This window comes from Dyella terrae, assembly GCF_022394535.1.
Taxonomy (GTDB): Bacteria; Pseudomonadota; Gammaproteobacteria; order Xanthomonadales; family Rhodanobacteraceae; genus Dyella.
Map to the genome: position 1 here is coordinate 1,437,577 of NZ_CP089414.1, position 23,163 is coordinate 1,460,739.

General features: G+C 63.0%; 21 protein-coding genes and 3 pseudogenes. 14 read left to right on the forward strand and 10 right to left on the reverse strand.

Going from position 1 to position 23,163, the window contains the following annotated elements; genetic code table 11:
* Nucleotides 1-153: 153 nt before the first annotated feature.
* The 3 genes from DYST_RS05930 (at nt 154) to greB (ending at nt 3,573) form a co-directional block, all read left to right on the forward strand.
* Nucleotides 154-1,659, forward strand: a complete 1,506-nt coding sequence (locus DYST_RS05930; RefSeq protein ID WP_239950711.1) for a helicase HerA-like domain-containing protein — start codon at nt 154-156, stop codon at nt 1,657-1,659.
* A 49-nt stretch (nt 1,660-1,708) separates the two neighbouring features.
* A complete protein-coding gene (locus DYST_RS05935; protein WP_239950712.1) occupies nt 1,709-2,977 on the forward strand; it encodes a hypothetical protein in 1,269 nt (422 codons plus the stop codon).
* A gap of 98 nt (nt 2,978-3,075) precedes the next feature.
* Nucleotides 3,076-3,573, forward strand: coding sequence for a transcription elongation factor GreB (gene greB, locus DYST_RS05940; RefSeq protein ID WP_239950713.1), 498 nt, complete (start codon nt 3,076-3,078; stop codon nt 3,571-3,573).
* Here the strand turns inward: greB and DYST_RS05945 are convergent, their stop codons facing one another.
* The 4 genes from DYST_RS05945 to rimO form a co-directional block, all read right to left on the reverse strand.
* The gene (locus tag DYST_RS05945) at nt 3,574-3,963 is read right to left on the reverse strand and encodes a hypothetical protein (protein WP_239950714.1); all 390 of its coding nucleotides are present in this window, start codon (nt 3,961-3,963) and stop codon (nt 3,574-3,576) included.
* A 230-nt stretch (nt 3,964-4,193) separates the two neighbouring features.
* Complete coding sequence (gene phnD, locus DYST_RS05950; protein WP_233202813.1) at nt 4,194-5,159, reverse strand: phosphate/phosphite/phosphonate ABC transporter substrate-binding protein; 966 nt, start codon at nt 5,157-5,159, stop codon at nt 4,194-4,196.
* 158 nt (nt 5,160-5,317) lie between these two features.
* On the reverse strand, nt 5,318-6,121 hold the full coding sequence (locus DYST_RS05955; RefSeq protein WP_239950715.1) for a DUF3025 domain-containing protein: 804 nt from the start codon (nt 6,119-6,121) through the stop codon (nt 5,318-5,320).
* A gap of 14 nt (nt 6,122-6,135) precedes the next feature.
* A complete protein-coding gene (gene rimO / locus DYST_RS05960) occupies nt 6,136-7,455 on the reverse strand; it encodes a 30S ribosomal protein S12 methylthiotransferase RimO (RefSeq protein ID WP_239950716.1) in 1,320 nt (439 codons plus the stop codon).
* A gap of 106 nt (nt 7,456-7,561) precedes the next feature.
* On the opposite strand from rimO, the gene DYST_RS05965 reads away from it, so the two are divergent.
* Nucleotides 7,562-8,233 (forward strand): dienelactone hydrolase family protein, encoded by a 672-nt coding sequence (locus tag DYST_RS05965; RefSeq protein ID WP_239950717.1) that lies wholly within the window; start codon nt 7,562-7,564, stop codon nt 8,231-8,233.
* Complete coding sequence (locus tag DYST_RS05970) at nt 8,230-8,643, forward strand: HIT domain-containing protein (protein WP_239950719.1); 414 nt, start codon at nt 8,230-8,232, stop codon at nt 8,641-8,643. The genes DYST_RS05965 and DYST_RS05970 overlap by 4 nt, the downstream gene beginning before the upstream one ends.
* 53 nt (nt 8,644-8,696) lie before the next feature.
* Here DYST_RS05970 and DYST_RS05975 read toward each other — a convergent pair whose 3' ends face one another.
* From DYST_RS05975 to apbC, 3 genes and pseudogenes are all read right to left on the reverse strand, one after another.
* Nucleotides 8,697-9,161: a hypothetical protein gene (locus tag DYST_RS05975; protein WP_102305053.1), complete on the reverse strand. Its 465-nt coding sequence runs from the start codon at nt 9,159-9,161 to the stop codon at nt 8,697-8,699.
* 130 nt (nt 9,162-9,291) lie between these two features.
* On the reverse strand, nt 9,292-9,858 hold the full coding sequence (gene dcd / locus DYST_RS05980) for a dCTP deaminase (protein WP_102305054.1): 567 nt from the start codon (nt 9,856-9,858) through the stop codon (nt 9,292-9,294).
* 146 nt (nt 9,859-10,004) lie between these two features.
* Nucleotides 10,005-11,094 (reverse strand): annotated as a pseudogene (apbC, locus tag DYST_RS05985) (iron-sulfur cluster carrier protein ApbC).
* Between the two features lie 147 nt (nt 11,095-11,241).
* Between apbC and DYST_RS05990 the strand changes: the two are divergent.
* Nucleotides 11,242-11,691, forward strand: coding sequence for a DUF2147 domain-containing protein (locus DYST_RS05990; RefSeq protein WP_239950721.1), 450 nt, complete (start codon nt 11,242-11,244; stop codon nt 11,689-11,691).
* Nucleotides 11,692-11,744: 53 nt separating this feature from the next.
* Here DYST_RS05990 and DYST_RS05995 read toward each other — a convergent pair.
* From DYST_RS05995 to DYST_RS06005, 3 genes and pseudogenes are all read right to left on the reverse strand, one after another.
* Nucleotides 11,745-12,546 (reverse strand): annotated as a pseudogene (locus DYST_RS05995) (DeoR/GlpR family DNA-binding transcription regulator).
* Nucleotides 12,539-13,180 carry an HAD family hydrolase gene (locus DYST_RS06000; RefSeq protein WP_102305058.1) on the reverse strand — a complete coding sequence of 214 codons (642 nt, stop codon included), beginning with the start codon at nt 13,178-13,180 and terminating at the stop codon, nt 12,539-12,541. Before DYST_RS06000 ends, DYST_RS05995 begins: the two are co-directional and overlap by 8 nt.
* Entirely contained in the window at nt 13,177-14,358 is a 1,182-nt protein-coding gene (locus DYST_RS06005) for an MFS transporter (RefSeq protein WP_239950723.1), read from the reverse strand. Before DYST_RS06005 ends, DYST_RS06000 begins: the two co-directional genes overlap by 4 nt.
* Nucleotides 14,359-14,507: 149 nt before the next feature.
* On the opposite strand from DYST_RS06005, the gene DYST_RS06010 reads away from it, so the two are divergent.
* The 8 genes and pseudogenes from DYST_RS06010 to DYST_RS06045 all read left to right on the forward strand — a co-directional run bounded on the left by DYST_RS06010 (nt 14,508) and on the right by DYST_RS06045 (nt 22,910).
* The gene (locus DYST_RS06010; RefSeq protein WP_239950725.1) at nt 14,508-15,038 is read left to right on the forward strand and encodes a metal-dependent hydrolase; all 531 of its coding nucleotides are present in this window, start codon (nt 14,508-14,510) and stop codon (nt 15,036-15,038) included.
* A 64-nt stretch (nt 15,039-15,102) separates the two neighbouring features.
* Nucleotides 15,103-17,196, forward strand: coding sequence for a methionine--tRNA ligase (gene metG, locus DYST_RS06015; protein ID WP_239950726.1), 2,094 nt, complete (start codon nt 15,103-15,105; stop codon nt 17,194-17,196).
* Nucleotides 17,197-17,206: 10 nt separating this feature from the next.
* The gene (locus DYST_RS06020) at nt 17,207-17,815 is read left to right on the forward strand and encodes an RnfABCDGE type electron transport complex subunit B (RefSeq protein WP_239950727.1); all 609 of its coding nucleotides are present in this window, start codon (nt 17,207-17,209) and stop codon (nt 17,813-17,815) included.
* Nucleotides 17,812-18,447, forward strand: a complete 636-nt coding sequence (gene nth, locus DYST_RS06025) for an endonuclease III (RefSeq protein ID WP_239950728.1) — start codon at nt 17,812-17,814, stop codon at nt 18,445-18,447. The genes DYST_RS06020 and nth overlap by 4 nt, the downstream gene beginning before the upstream one ends.
* A gap of 150 nt (nt 18,448-18,597) precedes the next feature.
* Nucleotides 18,598-20,041, forward strand: a pseudogene (locus DYST_RS06030) (porin).
* A 241-nt stretch (nt 20,042-20,282) separates the two neighbouring features.
* Nucleotides 20,283-20,591: a hypothetical protein gene (locus DYST_RS06035; protein WP_239950729.1), complete on the forward strand. Its 309-nt coding sequence runs from the start codon at nt 20,283-20,285 to the stop codon at nt 20,589-20,591.
* Between the two features lie 256 nt (nt 20,592-20,847).
* On the forward strand, nt 20,848-21,513 hold the full coding sequence (locus DYST_RS06040) for a response regulator (RefSeq protein WP_102305066.1): 666 nt from the start codon (nt 20,848-20,850) through the stop codon (nt 21,511-21,513).
* A complete protein-coding gene (locus tag DYST_RS06045; RefSeq protein WP_239950730.1) occupies nt 21,510-22,910 on the forward strand; it encodes a sensor histidine kinase in 1,401 nt (466 codons plus the stop codon). Before DYST_RS06040 ends, DYST_RS06045 begins: the two co-directional genes overlap by 4 nt.
* The last annotated feature ends 253 nt before the right edge of the window (nt 22,911-23,163 follow it).

Genomic DNA, 23,163 nt, shown 5'->3' on the forward strand with positions numbered 1-23,163 from the left:
GTCGGGCCGAAAGGGCGACCTTACTGCGCCCGGCCGTGTCGACTCAACCGAAAAAACCACCACGTCGTGCCAGCGTATGCCGCTACGCTCACGTAACGGCGCAAGAACCTGATGGCTAGCTACAATCGCAGAGCATCTTAAGGATAGAACGCCATGACTGAGATTCTTATCGGCCGCAACGACGACACCAGCGTCAGCCTCGATCCACGCTACGGCAACCGCCACGGCATGATCGCCGGTGCCACCGGCACCGGCAAATCGGTGTCGTTGATGGCGTTGGCCGAAGGCTTCTCGAAGCTAGGCGTGCCCTGCTTCCTCGCTGATGCCAAGGGCGACCTCGCAGGTCTCTCCATGCCTGCCGGCGAACCGGGTGACAAGCTCAAGGCGCGCCTGGACAAGCTCCATCTTACCGATTGGAAGCCGCAGGCCAACCCGGTGATCTTCTGGGACATCTACGGCAAGCTCGGCCATCCGGTGCGCGCCACCATCAGCGAGATGGGCCCCACCCTGCTCGGCCGCATCATGGAACTCAACGACACGCAGGAAGGCGTGCTCGAAGTGATCTTCAAGGTGGCTGACGACCAAGGCTGGCTGCTGCTCGACCTGCCCGACCTGCGCGCCATGCTCGGCTTCGCCAGCGAGAACGCGAAGGACATCTCGGCGCACTACGGTCTGATCAGCACGCAGAGCATCGCCGCGATCCAACGCGCACTGCTCAAACTGGAGCAGGACGGCGCCGACCAGTTCTTCGGCGAGCCCGCGCTGGAGCTAGCCGACCTGATGCGACAAGACATGAGCGGTCGCGGGGTGATCAACGTGCTCGCTGCTGATCAATTGATTCTGAAGCCGCGCCTGTATTCCACTTTCCTGCTGTGGCTGCTATCGGAACTGTTCGAGCAGTTGCCGGAAGTGGGCGACCTTGACCAACCCAAACTGGTGTTCTTCTTCGACGAGGCGCACCTGTTGTTCGATGACGCACCGTCAGCGCTGCAACAGCGCGTGGAACAGGTCGTGCGCTTGATCCGTTCCAAGGGCGTGGGCGTGTACTTCTGCTCGCAGAATCCGGACGACGTGCCCGGCAATATCCTGGGGCAGCTCGGCAACCGCGTGCAGCATGCGCTGCGCGCATTCACGCCGCGCGACCAGAAGGCGGTCAAGGCAGCGGCGGAGACCTTCGTGGCTAACCCGAAGCTCAATGTGAGCGAGTCCATCACGCAACTAGGGGTTGGCGAAGCCTTGGCGTCGACCCTGCGCGATGGCGGCGTGCCCTCGCCCGTTGAGCGTGTGCTGGTGACGACGCCCACCGCGCGCATCGGCGCAATCACCGATGCCGAACGCGCCACGGTGCGGCAGCGCTCGCCCGTCGGCGGCAAATACGACACGCCGATCAACCGTGAATCGGCCGCGGAAATCCTCGCCCAGCGAGCGAGTACGAAGGCCGCGGATCCGCAGACCATCGGCAGGCCGGCACCCGGCGGCACAGCAACGAAGGAAGAACCCGGCTGGACCGATGCCGTGCGCGATGCACTGCTCGGCACCAACCGCCGTCAGGGCATGATCGAGGCGATGGCGAAATCCGCCAGCCGTGCGGTGGGCTCGAAGCTTGGCCAGCAGATCGTACGCGGCGTGCTCGGCGGCATCTTCGGCGGCAAGCGCTGAGCAACCCTTTCTCCCGACGCCTCCCATGCCTGGGGAGGCGAGGTATCCCATGCCGCGCATCCAAACGATTTCAGTCGATACGCCACTTGCCGAACGCATCGTCGCCGGCCTGAGCTACCCATTGCGTGGTGGCGGGTTGGCAGCCTGCGTGGTTCTGGCGCTGGGCCAGTGCCTAGTGATGATTCCCGCCTATGTCGGCATATTCGTCGGCTTTGCCCTGTGGACGGCGACATGGCGCTACGCCGCCACGTGCATGCTGCACACCGCTAACGGTTTCGCCGACCCTCCGGATGTCGGCATCGAGGAAGACCCGGCGGCCGGTCACTGGCTCACCATCGTCCACATGGCGGTAGTCATCGTCTGCGCTGCCAGCACGGCGCTCTACCCCGCCATGTTCTGGCCGCTGGTGCTGTTCTTCGCACTCACCTTGCCGGCCATCGACATGTCGCTGGCATTCGATGGAAATCCGCTGGTCGCGTTCAATCCGCTGAACTGGCAGGCAGTGATCGGGCGACTCGGCGTCGGCTATTTCATCCCGGTGATCATCAACCTGTTGATCGGCGGATTGGTCCTACTGCCGTCGCGCACGCTGTCGTGGATGCCGATGTGGGCATCGCTGCCACTGTTCGCCTTCGCGTACACCTACCTGATCATTTTCAACCTGCACTTGATGGGCGCGATGATCCATCAACGCCATGAGCAATTCGATCTGAAGCCTGAAGCAGAAACATTGGTGCGCGAGAGTGGTCAAGACGAAGACGAACGCTTGCTCGTCCAGGTGCGTGACATGGCGATCGTCGACCGACGCGCGGCCATCGGCATGCTGGTAGAGCGCATGCAGGGACGCAGCGCGCCGGCCTCGCTGCATCAGGCGTATCGCGAGCTGCTGCGAAAGGAAGGCTTGACCGCGGGCCTGCTCGAACATGGGCACATCTGGATCGCGGCCCTCATGACGCAAGCTGAAACGCGTCGCGCACTGTCACTGACGCAGGAATGCGTGGCTATCGACCCGGACTTCCTCCCCGATGATCCCGGCACGGTGGCGGCCCTGGCCGAACGCGCCTGCAGCTCGGGCATGACCCAACTCTCTCTGAAACTTTGCCGCGGCTTCCTCCGCCGTTGGCCGCGATCGCCTGACTGCCCGCGCATCGGGCTGCTTGCCGCCAACCAGCTGGCCGAACGCCTCGGCTTGCACGCTGAGGCAGCCGTCTTGCTGGGCAAGCTCGCCGCAGCGTGGCAGGAACACCCTTTACACCCCACCCTCGCGGCGCTTGCATCACAGATGCAACGAACCACCAACACCGCACGAAGCCCCTAATCACCGCCGTGCCTTCGCCTCACCTGCAGGCACGATCGCCGCGACGTGCAAGCCGGTTAACATGCGCCAGACGCATCACGTAATGGATCACCCCGCACATGAGCCGCTGGCGCCCACCCTCGCCCACGTCCACCGCCATCATCACCCGCGAGGGCTTCGAGAAGCTCAAGGCCGAACTGGACCATCTCTGGCACACGCTGCGCCCGGAAGTGGTGAAGGCGCTAGCCGCGGCCGCGGCGGAAGGTGACCGCTCGGAGAACGCCGAGTACACCTACCGCAAGAAGCAATTGGGCGAAATCGACCGGCGCGTACGCTACCTGAGCAAACGCATCCCTTCGCTCAAGGTGGCCGAGGGCGCGCCGGCCGATCGTGACGCGGTGTTCTTTGGGGCGAACATCGAGCTGGAGAACGTCGATTCAGGCGAAAGCGTGCTCTATCGCATCGTCGGCCCGGATGAAACCAACGCACGACTAGGCTGGATCAGCATCGATTCGCCGCTCGCCCGTGCAGCGCTGAAAAAACGCGTGGACGACGAGTTCGCTGCCGAATTGCCCGGCGGACGCACGCACTTTGTGATCGTGGGCGTCAGCTATTGATCACTGCCCGCTGAGCAGCGCCTGTACTTCTGCCTGATGGGACTCGATGAAACGGATATTGTCCGCGTTGACCCAGGTCTGGTTGAGATTGCCTGACAGCGATGGATCGTTGCGCGCCTGCACTGCCATGATCGCGTTCATCAGGGCGATGTTGGCAAGCATGAATTCGCGCGGTGTAAAACCGTACTTCTTCACCAGCACCGGAATACGCGGATCGGCCGACATGGCCTGATTGGTCAGATCATCCAGGCTACGCACCTTGGAGGCATCCGGTGCTGCCTGCGGCGGAATACCCGAGGCGCGCGCCTCGCGCGTCGCCGCAGCGAGGCGACCGAACACATCGTCGGTGAGCTTGTACTGCTTGATCTGTTGCTTGTCCGCCTGCGGCAAGCTGGGCGGTCCCCCCCCGCGTCGGCGCTGCCTGGGCCGACGGCGATGGGGCCGGTACGGATTGGGCCTGCTCCGTTTGGGCCTGCTCCGCTTGGGCATGTACCAGCGGCGCTGCACCTAGCGCCAAGGTGATCACGGCCAGTCGGCACGCAACAAGAACACGATCAGAAGCGACCATCGTCAATCTCCAGCAAAGGCATCACCCTATCATCGGGTGCTTGAATGACACTTCAGTCCCGCAGAAGTTGCTTCAGGTCCACGTGATAGGCCGCGTCGATCTGCTCGAGCCGGGCCTTCCTGGCCTGATCATTGACCCACCGGCCGTGTATGGCCTGCTCGCGCATCAGGCGATACTCCATGTCGACGAACGGGCGAAGCACGCTGTTGTCGGCGGGCGCAAAGCCGGCAAGATCGGGAATCCGTGCGAGATTCGCGCGCTCGCGCTCGCCCGCCGCCCCGGGCGCATGCCCATAACCGTGCATAAAGTCGGTTAACTGGCGACGCAACGGCTCCGCCATGCCTTCGCGCACGACCAGCACACCCGATGGGATGAGGGTGGAACGCCAGATCACACGCAATTGCGCAGCTTCGGCCGGAAAGTTGTGTTGGAACAGGTCAAGATCGGGGTTGTTGCAGGTCGCCACATCCACTTCGCCATTGCTGACGGCGAGCGCGTTGTTCTGATGATTGCCCACGCGAACGCTGGCGAAGAACGTATCGGAATTGAGCCCATTGGGCGCGAAGACCTCAGCTTCAGGCGCGACGTAGCCGGTAACTGACAAGGCTTCACCGCGTGCGTAACGCCAATGCTCCGGCTTGGCGAGCAGCTCGTTGAGCGAATGAATCGGACCGTCGGCACGCACGATCAGCATGGCGACGTTGCCCTTGGCGCCGTCGCTGCGCACGAACTGCGCCACCACGCTCATATGCTGGTGCTCCACCGCCTCTATGGCCAGACGCCCCGACAGGAAAGCCACGTCCACGCGCTGCTCGCCGATGGCACTCGACAGCCCTGCGTAGCTACTCACTGACACGGTGGTCACGGGATGGCCGAGCTTGCGCTCCAAGTCCTCCAGCAATGGTCGCCATTGGTCGCGTGATTCCGCCGCGCTACCGATGGGAAGAATGCCGAAGCGGATGCTGGAATCGCTCGGCGCCTGCACGACCTCGTCCGCCCGGATCGAAGCGAAAGGCACGAGTGGGCAAGCCAGCCAGATCGCCCAGAGCCATCCGTTACACAGCCGCCTACAAAGCACCCGCCAAGCCGTTTTCATGCCCGCTCCCCAGTGCCCCTGCGCTCCTTGTAGCGCGATTGGAGGGCCGCCGCAATTTGCCGCAAAAGCGGCGCCAAGAGTCAGAGCAGGAGCGATGCCGGATACGCGCGGCCGTCGCGGCGAGGCTGGTAGCACGGGGTATGCAGGTGAAACGTTTCCATGTCGCTTTCCGGGTGCCAGCCCGGCAGACCGGCAAGCGGCAGCGGACGCAGTTCCAGGGGATCGCATAACAACCGTCCCGCTTCGATGCCCTGGGCGCAAGCAGCGACCGCATCGCCCTCGTCGTCGCTCGCCATGCACGCCAGCGCCTTGCCAACGAGGAGCTTGCCTGGCGTCAGTGCGTGCTCCAGCAGGGCATGGCCGAACACCTGAACGGTTGCACGCCCATCCATCCAGGCGGTCCTTTCACGCCAGAACAGCCCGTACCAATCGTGTTCGTTCCACAAGTCGAGCAGCGAGCGATCGCGTAGCGTCACGATCACGCCTGCCTCGTCGAAATGCGTCAGGGCATACTGGGCACGCGAACGCTCTCGCGGCCCCATCACCGCAATGTCGGCCATCTGCCGCACATTCAACGCGCGCTTGAGCATCGGGTAGCGCAACCACGCCATCGCGTTGAACAGGTCATGCCAGTTCGCCTCACGCGTGGCAATCTCGCCTCGCTCCGCGATGCGCTGTTCGTAATGGAGCCCATCATTGAGCAGTTCCAGCGTCTGCGCGACGAACCGCTCGCGCTGGCCAGTGGGACGCACGGCGTTCAGTTCATCGATGGATGGCCAATAGGTGCTTTGCATCCACGCGGCGTACTCGCGCCAGCCATACAGTGGCCAGCGCGCAAACACTTCAGGGGCGACGCTATCGCGAGGCGGCGCGATGTAACGCATCACGCCCCCAAAAATCAGCCGGCCAAGCGCGCGTGCAAGTCGTGCTCGTCGGCGTCTTCAATCACCACGTCGACGAACTGACCCGGCTTGAGCAACTGCCCGTTGGCGATGTGCACCACGCCGTCGATCTCCGGCGCATCAGCCGCAGAACGCGCGACGGCACCGTTGGCGCCGGCTTCATCGACAAGCACTTTCACAGTGCGGCCGATCTTGCGTTGCAGTTTGGCGGCGGAAATCTCCGCCTGCACCGCCATGAACTGCTCCAGGCGATCCTCCTTGAGCTCTTCCGACACCGCGCCCGGCAACTCGTTGGCCTTGGCGCCGTCCACCGGCGAGTAGGCGAACGCGCCCACGCGATCGAGTTCGGCTTCGCGCAGGAAGTCCAGCAGCTCCTCAAACTCGGCGTCCGTCTCGCCGGGGAAGCCGACGATGAAGGTGCTGCGAATGGTCAGGTCGGGCACCACCTTGCGCCAGTTGCGGATGCGCTCCAGCGTCTTGTCGATGTTGCCCGGGCGCTTCATCAGCTTGAGGATGCGCGGGCTGGCGTGCTGGAACGGAATGTCGAGGTACGGAAGGATCTTGCCTTCCGCCATCAGCGGCATCACTTCGTCCACGTGCGGGTACGGGTAGACGTAGTGCAGGCGCGTCCACACGCCAAGTTCGGAGAGGCCTTCGCACAGCTCTGTCATGCGCGTGCGGTAGCTCTTGTCGCGCCACTGGCGCTCGGCGTACTTCATGTCCACGCCGTAGGCGCTGGTGTCCTGCGAGATCACCAGCAGTTCCTTCACGCCACCCTTCACCAGGCGCTCGGCTTCCACCAGCACCTCGTCTACCGGGCGCGACACCAGATCGCCGCGCATCGACGGGATGATGCAGAAGCTGCAACGGTGGTTGCAGCCTTCGGAAATCTTCAGGTACGCATAGTGCTTCGGCGTGAGCTTGATGCCCGTGTCCGGAATGATGTCCAGCAGCGCGTTGCGCTGGGGCGGCAATGCTGAGTGCACGGCGTTCATCACGCTGGCGTAATCCTGCGGCCCCGTAATGGCGAGCACGTCCGGATACGCCTCGCGAATCAGCTCGGAGCGCTTGCCCAGGCAACCGGTGACGATCACCTTGCCGTTCTCGTGCAGCGCCTCGCCGATGGCGTCCAGCGATTCCTGCACGGCCGCATCGATAAAACCACAGGTGTTGACCACCACCGCATCGGCGGCACCGTAGCTGGGCACGATCTCGTAACCCTCGACCTTCAACTGGGTGAGGATGCGCTCGGAATCCACGAGGGCCTTGGGACAACCCAGGCTGACGAAACCGACTTTGGGCGAAACCTGCGACATGGCGTGGGGACCGTAACTATGCGGAAAACGGACCATTATATCGCACCCAAGCCCTCATCCCTGAATGGCTAGAATTGAACTTTGCCACTGCCGCCGAGAACGAGCCATGGGCCAGACCATCAATCTCAACACCACGCGGATGCAATGCATCAGCGCCTATCTGGCGCAACCGGCAGGAACACCCAAGGGCGGCATCGTGGTGATCCAGGAAATCTTCGGCGTCAACGACCATATCCGCCGCGTCGCGGATGGTTTCGCTGAGGCCGGCTACACAGCGATCGCGCCATGCTTCTTTGATCACCTCGAGACCGGGGTGGAGCTTGGCTACAACGAGGAAGGCTACCAGCGAGGGCGCGCACTGATCACTGAGCTGGGATTGGATCGCGCCGTCGAGGACGTGGCCAGCGCCGCCGAAGCCATTGCGTCAGCGGGACGCATCGGTACTGTCGGCTACTGTTGGGGTGGTACCGTTGCCTTGCTCGCGGCTCTGCGCCTTGGCATGCCCTCGGTGAGCTATTACGGCTCCCGTAACGTGCCTTTCCTGGCCGAAAAGCCCAAGGCGCCGGTGATGTTCCATTTCGGCGAGAAGGACAAATCCATCCCGGCGGAGATGGTGCAGAAGCACCGCGACATGCTCCCGCAGATGGATGTATTCACCTACCCGGCCGACCATGCCTTCAACCGCGATGTCGGACCGCAGTACGACGAGACGAGCGCGAAACTGGCCTATCAGCGCACGCTGGCGTTTTTCGACAAGCATCTGGCACGCGGCGAATGAGCGACTCAGCCTTTGCTCTCGACCCGCGTCTCGATAACGACACGCGTCATGTCACCTCGCTGGATCTGTGCGATGTGCTGCTGATGAACGACGCACGCTTCCCTTGGCTGGTGCTCGTGCCGCGCCAGCCCGGCATGGTCGAACTATGCGACCTTTCGCCAGACGACCAGGCACAGCTTTGGCGTGAAGTGACGCGGGCCTCGCAGGCGCTGCGCTCGCGCGATGCGTTCGACAAGCTCAACTTGGGTGCCCTGGGCAACATCGTGCGGCAACTGCACGTGCACGTCGTGGGACGTCGTGAAGGCGATGCCGCGTGGCCTGGCCCAGTGTGGGGCAGCGGTGCCGCAGTACCCTATGACGAAGAGGTCCTGGCCTCGCGATTGCAGGTGTTGCGCACCGCCTTGAAGTGACGTTCAAAAAAAAGCCCGCGGAATCCGCGGGCTTTTTTGTGTTTCCGGGCAGCTTATTGCATGTGCTGCTGCGGCGGGGGCGCGTCGGCCTTTATCGGCGCCTTGTAGTCTTCCAGATCGCGCGCCTTGGTATCGACCACACTGATCTTCTTCAACGTGCCGCCGTCGTCGTAATAGACGGTGAAGCCATAATCCATCTGCAGACGCGCCATGTACTGCAGGTGCTGCTTGCGCACCTTCGAATCATCGCTCGGCTCCAGCAGCACCGTCTTGGGCAGCTTGCCCTGGTCCTTGAGGTAGGCGAAATGGCTACCGGTATCCAGCGCCGACAGCACAGCGCCGTCCACGATGAACTGACCGCTCTTATAAGCCTGGATCACCGCATCGAACTGACTCTTCATATCTGCGGTGCGCACTTCGTCCTTGGTGCCGCCGCGATGGCAACCGGCCAGCACCAGCATGCTGCCCAGCAGGATGGCTGCGCCCACGCGGGTCAGCAGCGTAGAAAAACGGGTCATGCGGGATCTCCTGCAATGCATCGAAGTGAACGTGTTGAGTTTAGCGCCACCTCGGCCCCGTACAGGGAATCCGAAAGGCAACCATTCAGGTGAATCTGGCCGTTCTTGCGAAGAACAATGAACGACTGGTTCAGGTGCGAGGCAGCGTTACGCCTTGCTGGCCCTGGTACTTGCCGCCGCGATCCTTATAGCTGGTCTCGCACTCCTCGTCGGACTCGAGAAACAGCATCTGGGCCACGCCCTCGTTGGCGTAGATTTTCGCGGGCAGTGGCGTGGTGTTGGAGAACTCCAGCGTCACATGCCCTTCCCACTCCGGCTCCAGCGGGGTCACGTTGACGATGATGCCGCAACGCGCATACGTGCTCTTGCCGAGGCAGATAGTGAGTACCTTGCGCGGAATGCGGAAGTACTCGACCGTTCGCGCCAGCGCGAAGGAATTGGGCGGGATAATGCAGACATCCGCCTCCACGTCGACGAAGCTGGACGGATCAAACGCCTTCGGGTCGACGATGGTGGAGTTGATGTTGGTAAAGATCTTGAACTCGCGCGCACAACGCACGTCGTAGCCGTAGCTAGACGTGCCATACGACACCAGTCTGGTGTTGTCGCGCGTCTTGACCTGGCCCGGCTCGAACGGCTCGATCATGCCGTGCTGCTCGGCCATTCGGCGGATCCACTTGTCGGATTTAATGCTCACTCGGGCTCCCGAAGGGCTGGGCTGTCACGCCATTCGGCGTAAAGATCGGAAAAATAGCGGAAATGGCAGGTGGGCCGCCAGTCATGGCGGATGAGACAGGGCTCCTCGCCCTGCCCCACGGCCGCAAAAAGAGTCGTGCTCAGGGCTTACGGTGTGCCCTGCACCATGATCTTCCCCAGGCCCAGCGACTTGTTGCGCGGCTGCCGCGACAGGCGTCCCGCCGCATTGCGGGCAATCTCGCGATAGCGCGCAGCGAGGTCCGAGTCCGGGATGGCGACTACGGTCGGCGTGCCGCCGTCGGCTTGTTCGCGGATGCGGATATCCAGCGGCAACGACCCCAGGTAGGCCACGTTGTATTGCTCAGCCATGCGTGCGCCGCCGCCCTCGCCAAAGATGTGCTCTTCATGGCCGCAATGGGAGCAGATGTGCGTGGCCATGTTCTCCACCACGCCGAGCACGGGCACCTCGACCTTCTCGAACATCTTCAGCGCCTTGCGTGCGTCGAGCAAGGCGATGTCCTGCGGCGTGGTGACGATCACCGCACCGGCCACCGGCACCTTCTGCGACAGCGTGAGCTGGATGTCGCCCGTGCCAGGCGGCAGGTCGACGATCAGGTAATCGAGCTGCTCCCAGCGGCTGTCGTTGATCATCTGCATCATGGCCTGCGTAACCATCGGGCCGCGCCAGATCATTGGCGTTTCTTCCTCGATGAGGAAGCCGATGGACATGGCCTGTAGACCATGCGCCTCCAGCGGAATGATGGTTTTGCCGTCCGGCGACTGCGGCTTGCCCGTGATGCCGAGCATGCGCGGCTGGCTGGGCCCGTAGATGTCGGCGTCGAGCACACCCACTTTGGCGCCTTCGGCGGCCAGCGCCAGCGCAAGGTTGGCGGAGACGGTGGATTTACCCACGCCCCCCCTTGCCCGACGCCACCACGATGATGTTTTTCACGCCCGGTATCGGCGCCAGGGTGCCCTGCACCTTGTGTGCATGGACGCGTGTGCCAACCGACACCGCAGCCGTGGCAATGGCCGGATCGGCCTCCAGCGCCTGCTTTACGCGGGTCGCCACAGCATCGGCCACACCCTTGGCCGGATAGCCCAGTTGGATGTCCACCGAGACACGATCACCATCCACGCCGACGGCCCGCACGGTGTCCGCAAAGGGGGCTCCGGTATGGGAATCAACGAGTTCGCCGAGAATGTGGCGGACCAGAGCTTCGCTCGCCTGCGTCATATCGAAATCTCAGGGCTGTCGTGAGGATCGCCCATTATGCCAGCCCGGTCATGGAAGCCGCCTGCGCCGCTTTCGCATTGCAGCTTGACGGGCTCGCGCAAGGTCGGTCAGGCTCCAAACATACGCTTTCGTACGGGAGGATCATTCATGAAGTCACTGCTCCGCGCCGCCATCGTCGCCAGTCTCCTGCTGGGCACCAGCGCCGCTTTTGCCGCCGACGTGACCCCGGTGGGCACCTGGAAGACCATCGACGATCAGACGGGCAAGCCCAAGTCGATCGTGAAGATCACCGACGAAGGCGGCGAACTGAAGGCCACCGTGCTGGAGGTGCTGCAGTCCGACGAGGGTCCGCACCCGATCTGCAAGAACTGCGACGGCGAACGGAAAGACCAGCCGATCGAAGGCATGAACATCATGTGGGGCGTCCATAAGGACGGTGACACCATCTGGGACGGCGGCAAGATCCTCGATCCCAAGACCGGCAAGATCTACAAGGTAAAGCTGCAGCCCAGCGATGACGGCAGCAAGCTCACCGTCCGCGGCTATATCGGCTTCTCGCTGCTCGGCCGCAGCCAGGAGTGGCAGCGCCAGCCGTAAGTCCATCTCAAGCCGGAGCACACGTGTGCGCTCCGGCTTGAAAGCATCAACACTCAGCCTGCCGTGGCCTCGGCGCGATGCACCGCCACCCCACGCGCCGTAAATGCCGAACGAGTGGCCTTGTCGGCCGAATGCTCCACCACCAGGTGCTGCACCCGCGCCAGTTCGGCCACCTGATGTGCCGCCACCGCGCCCAGCTTGTCATCAGTCGCCACGACCACGGTTTCGTCGCTGGCCTCGATCATGGCGCGCTTGAACAGCGACTCCTCGCTGTCGAATCCCCACAAGCCATGCGCGGCGTCGACGGCGCAAGCGCCAGGGAAACAGAGATCGGCACGCACGCTGCGCACCTGATCCACCGCCTGCGCACCGGTCGCGCCGCCGATCGTGACATCAATGCGCCCACCGATGAGCAACACATCAAAGCCTTCGCGATCGAGCAGCACCTGCGCGATGTGCGGCGCGTTCGTGATCACGGTGAGCCGTGCATCGCGAGGCAAGGCCGCCGCGATGGCCGCATTGGTGCTGCCCGCGTCGATCAACAGCGTCTGCCCGGCCTGCACCAGACTCGCCGCCTTGCGTGCCAGTGCCTCCTTGCGCGCCGAGTGTTCGTGGCGACGCTGCTTCAGCGGTGTAAGCGTGACGGCGGGCAGCAGCGCGCCGCCATAGACGCGCTTGCATAGTCCTCAGCGCCGCCAGCTCACGTAGATCGCGGCGAATGGAGTCTTCGGAGACTTCAAAAGCCACGGCCAGCTCCGCCGCCACCACGCGCCCTTCTGCACGCAGGCGTTCAAGGATGCGTTGCTGCCGCTCTTCCGGCAGCGCACTGCTATCGACCACGGGCGACTTAACCATGCGAGACCTCGCTGAGTGGCGTATCGAGCAATTGCAGTTCCACCAATTGTTGACGCAAGCCATCGGCGTCGCGGAACCACCAACCGTGCATGCCCAGCGCTTCGGCCGCCGCTACGTTGCGAGCCGAATCGTCGATGTACAAAGCCTTGGCCGGGTCGACCGCGTAGCGCTCCAGGAGTCGCTGATAGATGCGCGGATCGGGCTTGATGAGCTTTTCTTCGCCGGATACCACAATGCCTTCGAACCATTGCAGGAACGGGAAACGTTGCCGGGCAATGGGGAATGTTTCCTGCGACCAGTTCGTCAGCGCGAGCAGCCGCACACCACGCGCCCGCAGCTCCGCCAGCAATGCGACGCTCTCATCCAGTGCACCGACCAGCGTTTCTTCCCAGCGCAGATGGTAGGCATCGATCAGCTCGGCGTGTTCGGGAAAGCGGGTACGCAGCAGTGCGGTCGCTTCCGCCCAGGGGCGACCTGCATCCTGTTGCTCGTTCCACTCGCTGCTGCAGACATCGCGCAGAAACCATTCCATCTGCGCTTCGTCGTCGATCAGTTGCCGGTAGAGCCGGCGCGGATCCCAACCGATCAATACGTTACCCAGATCGAAGACCACGGTATCGACTTGCTTGTTCATCGCTTCACGATCCTTGCCGAAAGTCCCACCAGTACCAACAGTCCCGCCACGGCAACGAAGGCTATCGGCAAACTGCTCGCATGCGCCACGAAACCAATCAACGCCGGACCACTGAGCAAACCTGCATAACCGAGCGTTGTCGCCGTGGCAATGGCAATGGCCGGCGGCGTGCCAGGCAAGCGCCCTGCCGCACTGAACATCACCGGCACGATATTGGAAGCGCCAAGGCCGATAAGCACGAAACCCGCCAGCGACACGACCACGCCACCCACGCAGGCCACCAGCAGAAAGCCCACGGCCGCCAATGCCGCACCAATGCGCACGGCCCACTCCGGCCCATAGCGGCCCACGATTCGATCACCCGTCAGGCGCCCCGTGGCCATCGCCACCGAGAAACAGGCGTAGCCGAATCCTGCCGATGCTGGCGAAACGCCGCGGAAATCGCGCAGGAATACCGCGCTCCAATCCAGCATGGCGCCTTCGGCGAGAAAGCTGACAAAGCACAACAAGCCCAGCAGCCAGGCCAGCGCATGCGGCATGCCTAACGGCTCTTTGCGTGATTCAACGGCAGCAGGCGCATCGTCGAGCAGATCGCTCCGCAACCACAGCACCATCACCACCAACAACACAGCGATGGCGCTGGCGGCGAACGTCAGCGATACGCCGACAGCGAGCAGTCCGCTCATCACCGCGGCGCCCGTAAGGCCACCCAGGCTGAAAAGACCATGGAAACCCGACATCAATCGGCCACCATCATGGCGTTCGACGTCCACCGCATGGGCATTCATGGCCACGTCGACCGCACCCAGCATCACGCCGAAATAGAGCAAGGCCGCGACCAGCGCGGCAATGCTCGACACCATCGCCAACGCGGGCAACGCAGCACACATGAGTAGGCCCGAAGCGACGATCACTGTGCGATTGCCGAGCTTGTGCGCCAGCCAGCCCACAAACGGCATGGACAGCATCGAGCCACCACCGAATGCCAGCAAGGCAAGGCCGAGCTGAGCGTCATCGAGCCCCAGCCGCGCCTTGGCGTACGGGACCATGGGTGCCCAGACCGACATGCCGATGCCGGAGACGAGGAAAATCAGGCGGGTGGCCCGCTTAGCGGCCGGCAGCGTCGAAACGGCCTGGCTACGTAAAGTATCGGTGGTGACGTCCACAGGCGTACCCATCTGCAAGAATGGATATAAATGTATTAAATCGTGCACAAACGTGCAAGTCATTTATGACGACTGCCGGCGCACCACCGGATTGCCCCGGGTTTGCCCCAAGGGTGTGACACCCTCGCGGACATCGCACGCGACAACAAGGACTGTTTTGCATGACCACTGTTTTTACCCACGCCGTCGTCCCTTTGATGCTCGGCGCAGCCGCCGGCCGCCAACGTATCAGCGGTCGCCTGCTTGCTGCGGGTGCCCTGGCCGCCATGCTTCCGGACGCGGATGTGCTCGCCTTCCATCTGCATATTCCCTATGCGAACGCGTTCGGCCATCGCGGCGCCACACACTCCATCGCTTTTGCTGCCCTGCTGGGACTACTGGCCGCATTGGCCCATCGCAGCCTCAACAGCACGGCGCAACGAGCAGGATGGTTCGTGGGGCTAGCCACGCTTTCGCATCCGCTGCTCGATGCATGCACCGATGGCGGTCTCGGCGTGGCCCTGTGGTGGCCCTTCAGTGATGCGCGATGGTTCGCGCCATTTCATCCCATCGCCGTGTCGCCCATCGGAGCACGCTTCTTCAGCGAGCGCGGCTGGCATGTGATCGTCTCGGAGCTGTGTTGGGTGTGGTTGCCGGTTGCCGTGCTCGCCGTCTGCGTGCTTATGGTGCGACGGGCGTCCAAACCGCTGTGATGCGGTGCCCCTGGCGACGCATGCCATAATGGACAACCCCGTCCAACAAGACTGTTGCCACCCCATGAGCCGCCGCCTACTCGTCACCAACGCGCTGCCCTATGCCAATGGCCCGCTTCACCTGGGTCATCTGCTGGGCTACATCCAGGCCGACATCTGGGTGCGCGCGCAGCGGATGCAAGGCAACGAGGCCATCTATGTATGTGCGGACGATGCCCACGGCACGCCGATCATGTTGGCAGCGGAGAAAGCCGGCTTGTCGCCGGAGACGTACATCGAAGGCATCCGCGTCGGCCACGAGGCTGACTTCGCGGCCTTCGGCGTGGCATTTGACCATTACCATTCCACGCATTCGGAAGAGAACCGCGAGCTCGCCTCGCTGATCTACACGCGCCTGCGTGACGGCGGTTTCATCGCCCGCCGGGACATCCAGCAGTTGTTCGATCCGGAAAAGGAGATGTTCCTGCCGGATCGCTACATCAAGGGCACCTGCCCCAACTGCAAGACGCCCGACCAGTACGGCGACAACTGTGAGAACTGCGGCGCCACCTACGCGCCCACCGATCTCATCAACCCCTACTCGGTGATGTCGGGCGCCACGCCGGTGCTGCGCGACTCGGAACATTTCTTCTTCGAGCTGGGCAAGTTCGAAACGCTGCTGCGCGACTGGTTCGCCGGCAAGTTCACCAACGGTCAACCGGTGGCGAATAGCGGTGTAGCCGCCAAGCTTCGCGAATGGCTGGACGGCGGCCTGAAAGATTGGGACATCTCGCGCGATGCGCCCTACTTCGGCTTCCCGATTCCCGACGAACCCGGCAAGTTCTTCTATGTGTGGCTGGACGCACCCGTAGGTTACCTCGCCAGCTTCAAGGCGCTGTGCGACCGCACCGACCTGAAGTTTGAAGATTTCCTCTCGCCCGACAGTCGCGCCGAGATGCACCACTTCATCGGCAAGGACATCATCAACTTCCACGGCCTGTTCTGGCCGGCGATGCTGCACGGCGCGAATTTCCGCGTGCCGACGGCGCTGCACGTCAACGGTTACCTGACCGTCAACGGCGCGAAGATGTCCAAATCGCGCGGCACCTTCATCAAGGCACGCACTTATCTGGACTCGGGCTTGCACCCGGAATTCCTGCGCTACTACTTCACCACCATGCTGAGCGACGCGCCGGTCGATGTGGACCTGGACCTCAAGACCTTTGAGGAACGCGTCAACTCGCACCTGGTCGGCAAGTGGGTGAACATCGCCAGCCGCACGGCGGGTTTTGTACACAAATTTTTCGACGGCCGCCTGGCACCCGCGTTCAGCGCGGAAGAACAGGAACTGTGGCGCGAATTGCTTTCGCTCTATGGCGACGTACCTGCGTTCTACAACAGCAAGGACTTCGCGGAAATGTCGCGCCGCTTCGTGACCATGGCCGACATGGTGAACGGCTACATCGCGGCCAAGGCACCGTGGGCCATGGCCAAGGACGAAGCACTTCGCGGGGAGCTGCACCAGGTGTGCTCGTTCGCGCTGGCTGCGTTCCGCCTGCTGGCCGGCGTGCTGAAGCCCGTAGTGCCCGCCACGGTGGAAGCCGCCGAACGCTTCCTTGCAGCGCCGATCACCGGTTTCGACGACGCGCGCGCGGAACTCCACAACCACACCATCAACGCGTTCGAGCCCTTGCTCGGCCGCATCGATCCCAAGCAGGTCGAAGCCATGGTCGAGGCGTCCAAGGATTCCCTCGCGCCGATCGAGGCCAAGCCCGCTCCCAGGAAAGCCAAAGAACAAGCCAAGACCATGACTGAAGCCAGCACCACACCCGCCACCGACGCCACCGCCATCATCGGCATCGACGATTTCGCCAAGCTCGACCTGCGCATCGGCAAGGTCACCGCATGCGAATTCGTGGACGGTTCGGACAAGCTGCTGCGCTTTGAGTTGGACGCCGGCACGCTGGGCACGCGCCAGATCTTCTCGGGCATCCGCGCCGCCTACGGCGAACCGGAGAAGCTGGTGGGCCGCAACGTGGTGTTCATCGCCAACCTCGCGCCACGCAAAATGCGGTTCGGCCTGTCCGAAGGCATGATCCTGTCCGCGGGCGACGGCGGCAGCGACCTGTTCCTGCTCGACGCGGACCAGGGTGCGACGCCGGGCGCAACCGTTCGCTGATCGCTTTCTTATGTCGCTAGCCGACCGCATCGACGCACTGCTCCCGCAGACGCAATGCGAACAATGCGGCTATCACGGCTGCCGCCCTTATGCGGAGGCTATTACGCGCGGCGACGCCAGAATCAACCAATGCCCACCGGGCGGTGCCGTAGGCATCGCCCGGCTAGCGGAACTACTCAACGTGCCGGCGTTGCCGCTTGATCCGGAGCATGGGATCGAAAAGCCACGCACGCTCGCGCGTATCGTTGAGGCCGATTGCATCGGTTGCACCAAATGCATCCAGGCCTGTCCGGTGGACGCCATCGTCGGTGCGCCCAAGGTGATGCATACGGTGGTGAGCGACGATTGCACCGGTTGCGAGTTGTGCGTGCCGGCCTGTCCGGTGGACTGCATCGTGCTCGAACCGATGCCACAGGCGCAGGTAGACGATCTTGTCCATGCCGATGCCGCCCGCGTGCACTTCCAACGTCGCGAGTCGCGACTGGCGCGTGAAAAAGCACAGCGAGAAGCTGAGCTTGCCGCACGCAAGGCGGAAGTGGCGGCGGTGCAGACACCGACCAATCCCGTACTGGCGGCGCTGGCTCGCGCCAAGGCGAAACAACAAGGAAAGCCTCAGTGAAGAAAGCCGACATCGTCGAGCTGTTCACCCGCCTGCGCGAACTCGATCCGCACCCGACCACAGAACTCGACTACACCACGTCGTTCGAATTACTGGTCGCAGTGGTGCTCTCTGCTCAGGCCACCGACGTGGGCGTAAACAAGGCGACCAAGAAACTCTACCCCGTCGCCAATACGCCGCAGGCGATCCTCGATCTGGGGGAAGAGAAGCTCAAGACGTACATTGCCACCATCGGCCTGTTCAACAGCAAGGCCAAGAACGTGATGGCGCTGTGCCGCATCCTGGTGGACCAGTACAACAGCGAGGTGCCACGCACGCGCGAAGCACTGGAAGCCCTCCCTGGCGTCGGCCGCAAGACGGCCAACGTGGTGCTCAATACGGCCTTTGGCCAGCCGACCATCGCCGTCGACACCCACATCTTCCGCGTCTCCAACCGCACCGGCCTCGCTCCCGGCAAGGACGTGCGCACCGTGGAAAACAAGCTGGAGAAAGTGGTGCCAGCCGAGTTCAAGCAGGATGCGCATCACTGGCTGATCCTGCACGGCCGTTACGTATGCAAGGCACGCAAGCCCGACTGTCCGCAGTGTGTGATCCGCGACCTGTGCCGCTTCAAGGACAAGACGCCGGCCTGAGCGGAACCGTAATAAACGGATGGCGGGGCAACACTTTTGTCATGCCACCGACACACAGCCCCTTTACGTTGCATCGCCGAATCGCAAATTTTTGCGATAACCATATAAGGGCGAGCCTGCATTGCATCGCCCCACCACCCGGGCGATGGCATGAAAAAACAGACACTGGCAACGATGCTTTGGGGCTTGGGCGCAACGACCTCAGGCGAAGCATTCGCCGAAGAAGCCATCGAGTTCTTCGTCGATCGCAAGACCAAACAGATTTTTGCCGAGCCCGGCCCCGGCCGTGATCGCCTGGGCAAGTTCGTGCAGGTCGACGAGACGACCGTGACGAAGGTGCCAGGCACTGCCACGGGTGCCGACCCCGCACCACCATCGCAAGCACCAGCGCCGACCGTCGTAGCGCCAGCACTTGCTGCAGCACCGGCACCCGCCAAGACGGAAGCCACGAGCAAGAAGTGGTATGACCATCTCTCACTGCGCGGCTACTTGCAGATGCGCTACAACCACGGCATCGGCGAGGACGCCTCGTTGCTCCGCTCGCCGGGTGATCGCTTCATCGGCGACGACCAAACCATGGGTCTGCGTCGGGCGCGTCTCGTCATCAGCGGCGACATTGCCGACAACGTATCGATTTATCTGCAGCCGGATTTCGCCAGCACGCCGACCGGTTCGAGCACATCCAATTTCGCGCAGCTGCGCGATGCGTATGCGGATATCTACTTCGATCCGCAACGCGAGTACCGCGTGCGCGCCGGCCAGTCCAAGATTCCCTATGGCTGGGAGAACCTGCAGTCCAGCCAGAACCGCCTCGCCTTCGATCGCGCCGATGCGCTCAATGCGGGTATCCGTGACGAACGTGATATGGGCGTGTTCTTCTACTACACGCCCAGCGAAATCCGCAGCCGCTTCCAATACCTGGTGAAGTCGGGCCTCAAAGGCTCGGGCGACTATGGCGTCGTTGGCGTAGGCCTCTACAACGGACAAGGTGCCAACCGCGCCGAGCGCAACGGTGAGATGCACGCCATCGTGCATCTCACCTACCCATTCAAGTTCGACAATGGCCAGTATCTCGAAGTGGGTGCCGATGCCTACTCGGGACGCTTCAAAGTGGCTACACCCGCCCCCATCACCGTGGGCAAGCGCAGCGTGACGCCCGTGGATACATCGTCGAAGAACGGCACACTCGACCAGCGCGTTGCCGTGCACGCCATCTACTACCCGCAGCCCTTTGGCCTGCAGGCGGAATGGACGGTGGGGCGTGGGCCGCAGCTGGACTTCGGCAAGGGCATCATCCGCACGCGCTCGCTGCGTGGCGGTTATGTGCAAGCCATGTACAAGCTGGACACACGCCACAGCGGCACGTGGCTGCCCTGATCTGCGCTGGCAGACTTACCGAGGCGCGGCCAAGTTCGACACCAACAACCCGCGCATGCTGGTCGACGAGACGGAGCTCGGCGTCGAGTGGCAGCCGTCCAATGCCATCGAGATCACCATGGCCTACGCCAACATGCGACGGACCAATGTCACGGCATCGCCGTATTCAGTCCTCAGGGGCGATCTGTTTCGCATGCAACTACAGGTGAACTACTGAGGCATCGATACAAGCGAACGTCATGAGTCCAACACGCCATGTCATCGGCGTGTAGCGACGTATTGCGGTCAGACGACACCACTTTGCAAAAAAATGCATGACAAGTGGCATACAGCGCGAGGTATGCAGCAGGAAACCTCACGAATTCCTCAGCCTTTCGCGCAAGTTCATCAAGCTTCAAAGGTGCTGCAGGCCTAAGGTCAAACCTCCCCCGGAACTCTCCCCGTCAGGAGGCACCACCATGAAGCGCTTCATCCTCACCGCTGTCGTGGCTGCAGTTGCACTCGCCTGCGTTGGTCAGGCGCAAGCCGCCGTCGAAACCTATACCGTCGACCTCAATGGCTACGCCGTCATCGGGTTTGTAGGAAGCACCCCGGACGACTATGCACGCGCCCAGCAGCAGGCAAGCAGCTGGGAGCTGCAGCGCCACCTGATGCTCAAGCCGCAGTCGATCAAGGCGGTAGCCATTGATGAGTCACAAGGGGTCGCCCTCAACCAAGCCCAGTTACGTGACGCCATCGTGCAGGCCGCGCTCGCCAAGACGCCCTGAACATACATTCCCTTCACGCTTTCAACAGCGTCGCGCATAGGCGCTGAAACAGGAAGGAGGACGGCGGGCCGACGGGCTCGCCGTTTTCTTTTCGCCTTGTCGGATTGACGCGGCCCGTCTCACTTGCCAACGTGACACCCTGGAAACCCGGCCGCCTTCGTAGCCGGGAAAAGATCCACAAAAGGTAGATTGCGGATCATGGAGGCTGGCACGGTGAACGTGGTGCCATTGCCGAGTCCGACACGGGTGTGATGGCATGCATATTCTGCTGGTGGAAGACGATGCCGAACTGGGCGGCGCGATCAAGCACGCGCTGGAGCACCAATCCTATGCGGTGACCTGGCTGCGCGATGGCCGCGAGGCCATGGAGGCCCTGCGCGGCGACCCCGTGGACTTGGTACTGCTCGACCTCGGCCTGCCTGGCAAGGACGGGCTGGAAGTGCTGGGCGAAGCCCGACGCTCGGGCGTGAAGACGCCGGTGCTGGTGATGACCGCCCGTGACGCACTGGAAATGCGTATCCGGGGACTGGACCTGGGCGCAGACGACTATCTGGTCAAACCGTTCCACCTGGGTGAACTGGCAGCACGTATCCGCTCCCTGACCCGCCGTACCCAGGGTCTGGCCGACAACCTGGTCGAAGTGGGTGGCCTGCGCCTCAACCTGGCCACGGCCGAAGTCGAGTTCCGTGGCGAGCGCGTCACGCTGACGCGCCGCGAATTCGCCCTGCTCCGCGTGCTAATGGAGCGCGCCGGCCGCATCGTGCGCAGGGAAGCGCTGGAGAACTCCGTCTACGGCTTGGACACCATCGTGGAGCGCAACGCCATCGAGGTGCAGGTGCACTGGTTGCGACGCAAACTCAGCCCGGAAGTGATCCACACGGTGCGCGGCATCGGCTACATGATTCCGCGCGAGCCCCAATGACCCCTCATCCGGCCAGCCTTCGTACTCGCCTAACCTGGCTGATCATCGCGGTGATGGTCGCTGTGCTCATTCCCTTGGGCTGGATCAGCTACCGCCGCGAACTACGCGAAATGAACGAGCTGCTGGACGGTCGTCTGGCCCAGGCAGGCCGCACGCTGGGCACCCTGATCGCCCATGGCCAGGTGCCACTGCGCGATGCCGACCTGCCGGCCATCCAGCAGAACGGCGACAAGCATGGTCACGGCGTGGTCGTGTCCGTGCATCCACGCAATTACGAGCCCGAAGTCGGCTTCCAGGCCTACGATCCGCAGGGCGACCTGATCGCCGCCACCTCCAACTTCGCCGACCTGCAGCCGCCCACTGTCGAAGAGCGAGGCTTCCGCGACATTCAGCACGAAGGGCGGCAATGGCGCACCTTCACCCTGCAGAATCGCGCGAATCTGGTTATCCGTATTGGTGAGCGATCCGACAACCGCAGTGACATCGCGCGCGGTCTGGTGATCGAGCACGCGCTGCCGCTGCTGATCGGTCTGCCGCTGCTCGCCTTGCTGGTAAGTCTGGCGGTGAAACGCGGCCTGCGCCCGGTCGCAGTGCTCACGGAAATGCTGGACCGGCGTACTCCCGGCAGCCGCAAACCCATGCCCGCCGAACTCGCGCCTAGTGAGATCAAACCGCTGATCGCCGCGCTCAACCAACAATTGGAAAGGCTGGAGGACGCGCTGGATCGCGAGCACCGCTTCGCCACCGATGTCGCACACGAGCTGCGCACGCCGTTGGCGGCAACGATGATCCATCTCGAAAGCGCGATGATCAGCAACGATCCCACCGAGGTGGAGTTCACCGTGCGCAATGCCCAGCAGAGCATGGCGCGCCTCGGACGCCGCATCGAGCAGATCCTGGCCATGGCCCGGCTGGAAGCCGGCGCAGCGTCGCAGCAGCGCACGCCGATGGACCTTATCCGCATCGCCACCGAAGTGATCGAAGAACTCGCCCCACTGATTGTCGAGAAAGACATCGAGGTCAGCCTGACCCACGACGAGGACATGATCGTCGTGCTTGGCCACGAAGTCGCGCTCACCGCCATGTTCCGCAACCTGATCGAAAACGCCTTGCGCTACACCGAGGCAGCCGGCCAGGTCGACGTTTCCATCCGCCGAGAAAGCGGGCAAGCCATCATCGACATCTGCGACAACGGCCCGGGCATCCCCGAGGACAGGCGCCAAGCCGTGTTCCAGCGTTTTCACCGCGAAGTGGAAAGCGCCACCCGTGGCTACGGCCTGGGCCTGAGCATCGTGCAGCGAGCCATCGAACTGCACGATGCATCCATCGAGCTGCTGGAATCGCCACTGGGCCGTGGTCTGCTCGTGCGCATCCGCATGGCCTGCCAGCTGCACTAAAGCTTCAAAGCTTTCCCACGCGCTTTTTCCGGGCCAACGCCACGTGGCGACCGGCGCCCCGCGTCATCTCACGCCCTGCGCGAACCTTTCATTTCAGGCACTTGGCGTCGCCATTCCGTCGAACAGCCAACCTTCAGCCACCCAAAAGGTTTCCACAAGATTGCGCTGCGATCATGCCGAGCGTCGGGGCTTCCTGCCCCTATTCCGCTGCGAGACACACCATGCCGCTTCACAGGATCTGCTCCGCACCACC

Excerpts from the sequence above, each read along its gene's own strand:
- DYST_RS05930 (WP_239950711.1), top strand. The coding sequence starts at position 154 with ATGACTGAGATTCTTATCGGCCGCAACGACGACACCAGCGTCAGCCTC.
- DYST_RS05935 (WP_239950712.1), top strand. The coding sequence starts at position 1,709 with ATGCCGCGCATCCAAACGATTTCAGTCGATACGCCACTTGCCGAACGC.
- greB (WP_239950713.1), top strand. The coding sequence starts at position 3,076 with ATGAGCCGCTGGCGCCCACCCTCGCCCACGTCCACCGCCATCATCACC.
- DYST_RS05955 (WP_239950715.1), bottom strand. The coding sequence starts at position 6,121 with ATGCGTTACATCGCGCCGCCTCGCGATAGCGTCGCCCCTGAAGTGTTT.
- rimO (WP_239950716.1), bottom strand. The coding sequence starts at position 7,455 with ATGTCGCAGGTTTCGCCCAAAGTCGGTTTCGTCAGCCTGGGTTGTCCC.
- DYST_RS05965 (WP_239950717.1), top strand. The coding sequence starts at position 7,562 with ATGGGCCAGACCATCAATCTCAACACCACGCGGATGCAATGCATCAGC.
- DYST_RS05970 (WP_239950719.1), top strand. The coding sequence starts at position 8,230 with ATGAGCGACTCAGCCTTTGCTCTCGACCCGCGTCTCGATAACGACACG.
- DYST_RS05975 (WP_102305053.1), bottom strand. The coding sequence starts at position 9,161 with ATGACCCGTTTTTCTACGCTGCTGACCCGCGTGGGCGCAGCCATCCTG.
- DYST_RS05990 (WP_239950721.1), top strand. The coding sequence starts at position 11,242 with ATGAAGTCACTGCTCCGCGCCGCCATCGTCGCCAGTCTCCTGCTGGGC.
- DYST_RS06000 (WP_102305058.1), bottom strand. The coding sequence starts at position 13,180 with ATGAACAAGCAAGTCGATACCGTGGTCTTCGATCTGGGTAACGTATTG.
- DYST_RS06005 (WP_239950723.1), bottom strand. The coding sequence starts at position 14,358 with ATGGGTACGCCTGTGGACGTCACCACCGATACTTTACGTAGCCAGGCC.
- DYST_RS06010 (WP_239950725.1), top strand. The coding sequence starts at position 14,508 with ATGACCACTGTTTTTACCCACGCCGTCGTCCCTTTGATGCTCGGCGCA.
- metG (WP_239950726.1), top strand. The coding sequence starts at position 15,103 with ATGAGCCGCCGCCTACTCGTCACCAACGCGCTGCCCTATGCCAATGGC.
- DYST_RS06020 (WP_239950727.1), top strand. The coding sequence starts at position 17,207 with ATGTCGCTAGCCGACCGCATCGACGCACTGCTCCCGCAGACGCAATGC.
- DYST_RS06035 (WP_239950729.1), top strand. The coding sequence starts at position 20,283 with ATGAAGCGCTTCATCCTCACCGCTGTCGTGGCTGCAGTTGCACTCGCC.
- DYST_RS06040 (WP_102305066.1), top strand. The coding sequence starts at position 20,848 with ATGCATATTCTGCTGGTGGAAGACGATGCCGAACTGGGCGGCGCGATC.
- DYST_RS06045 (WP_239950730.1), top strand. The coding sequence starts at position 21,510 with ATGACCCCTCATCCGGCCAGCCTTCGTACTCGCCTAACCTGGCTGATC.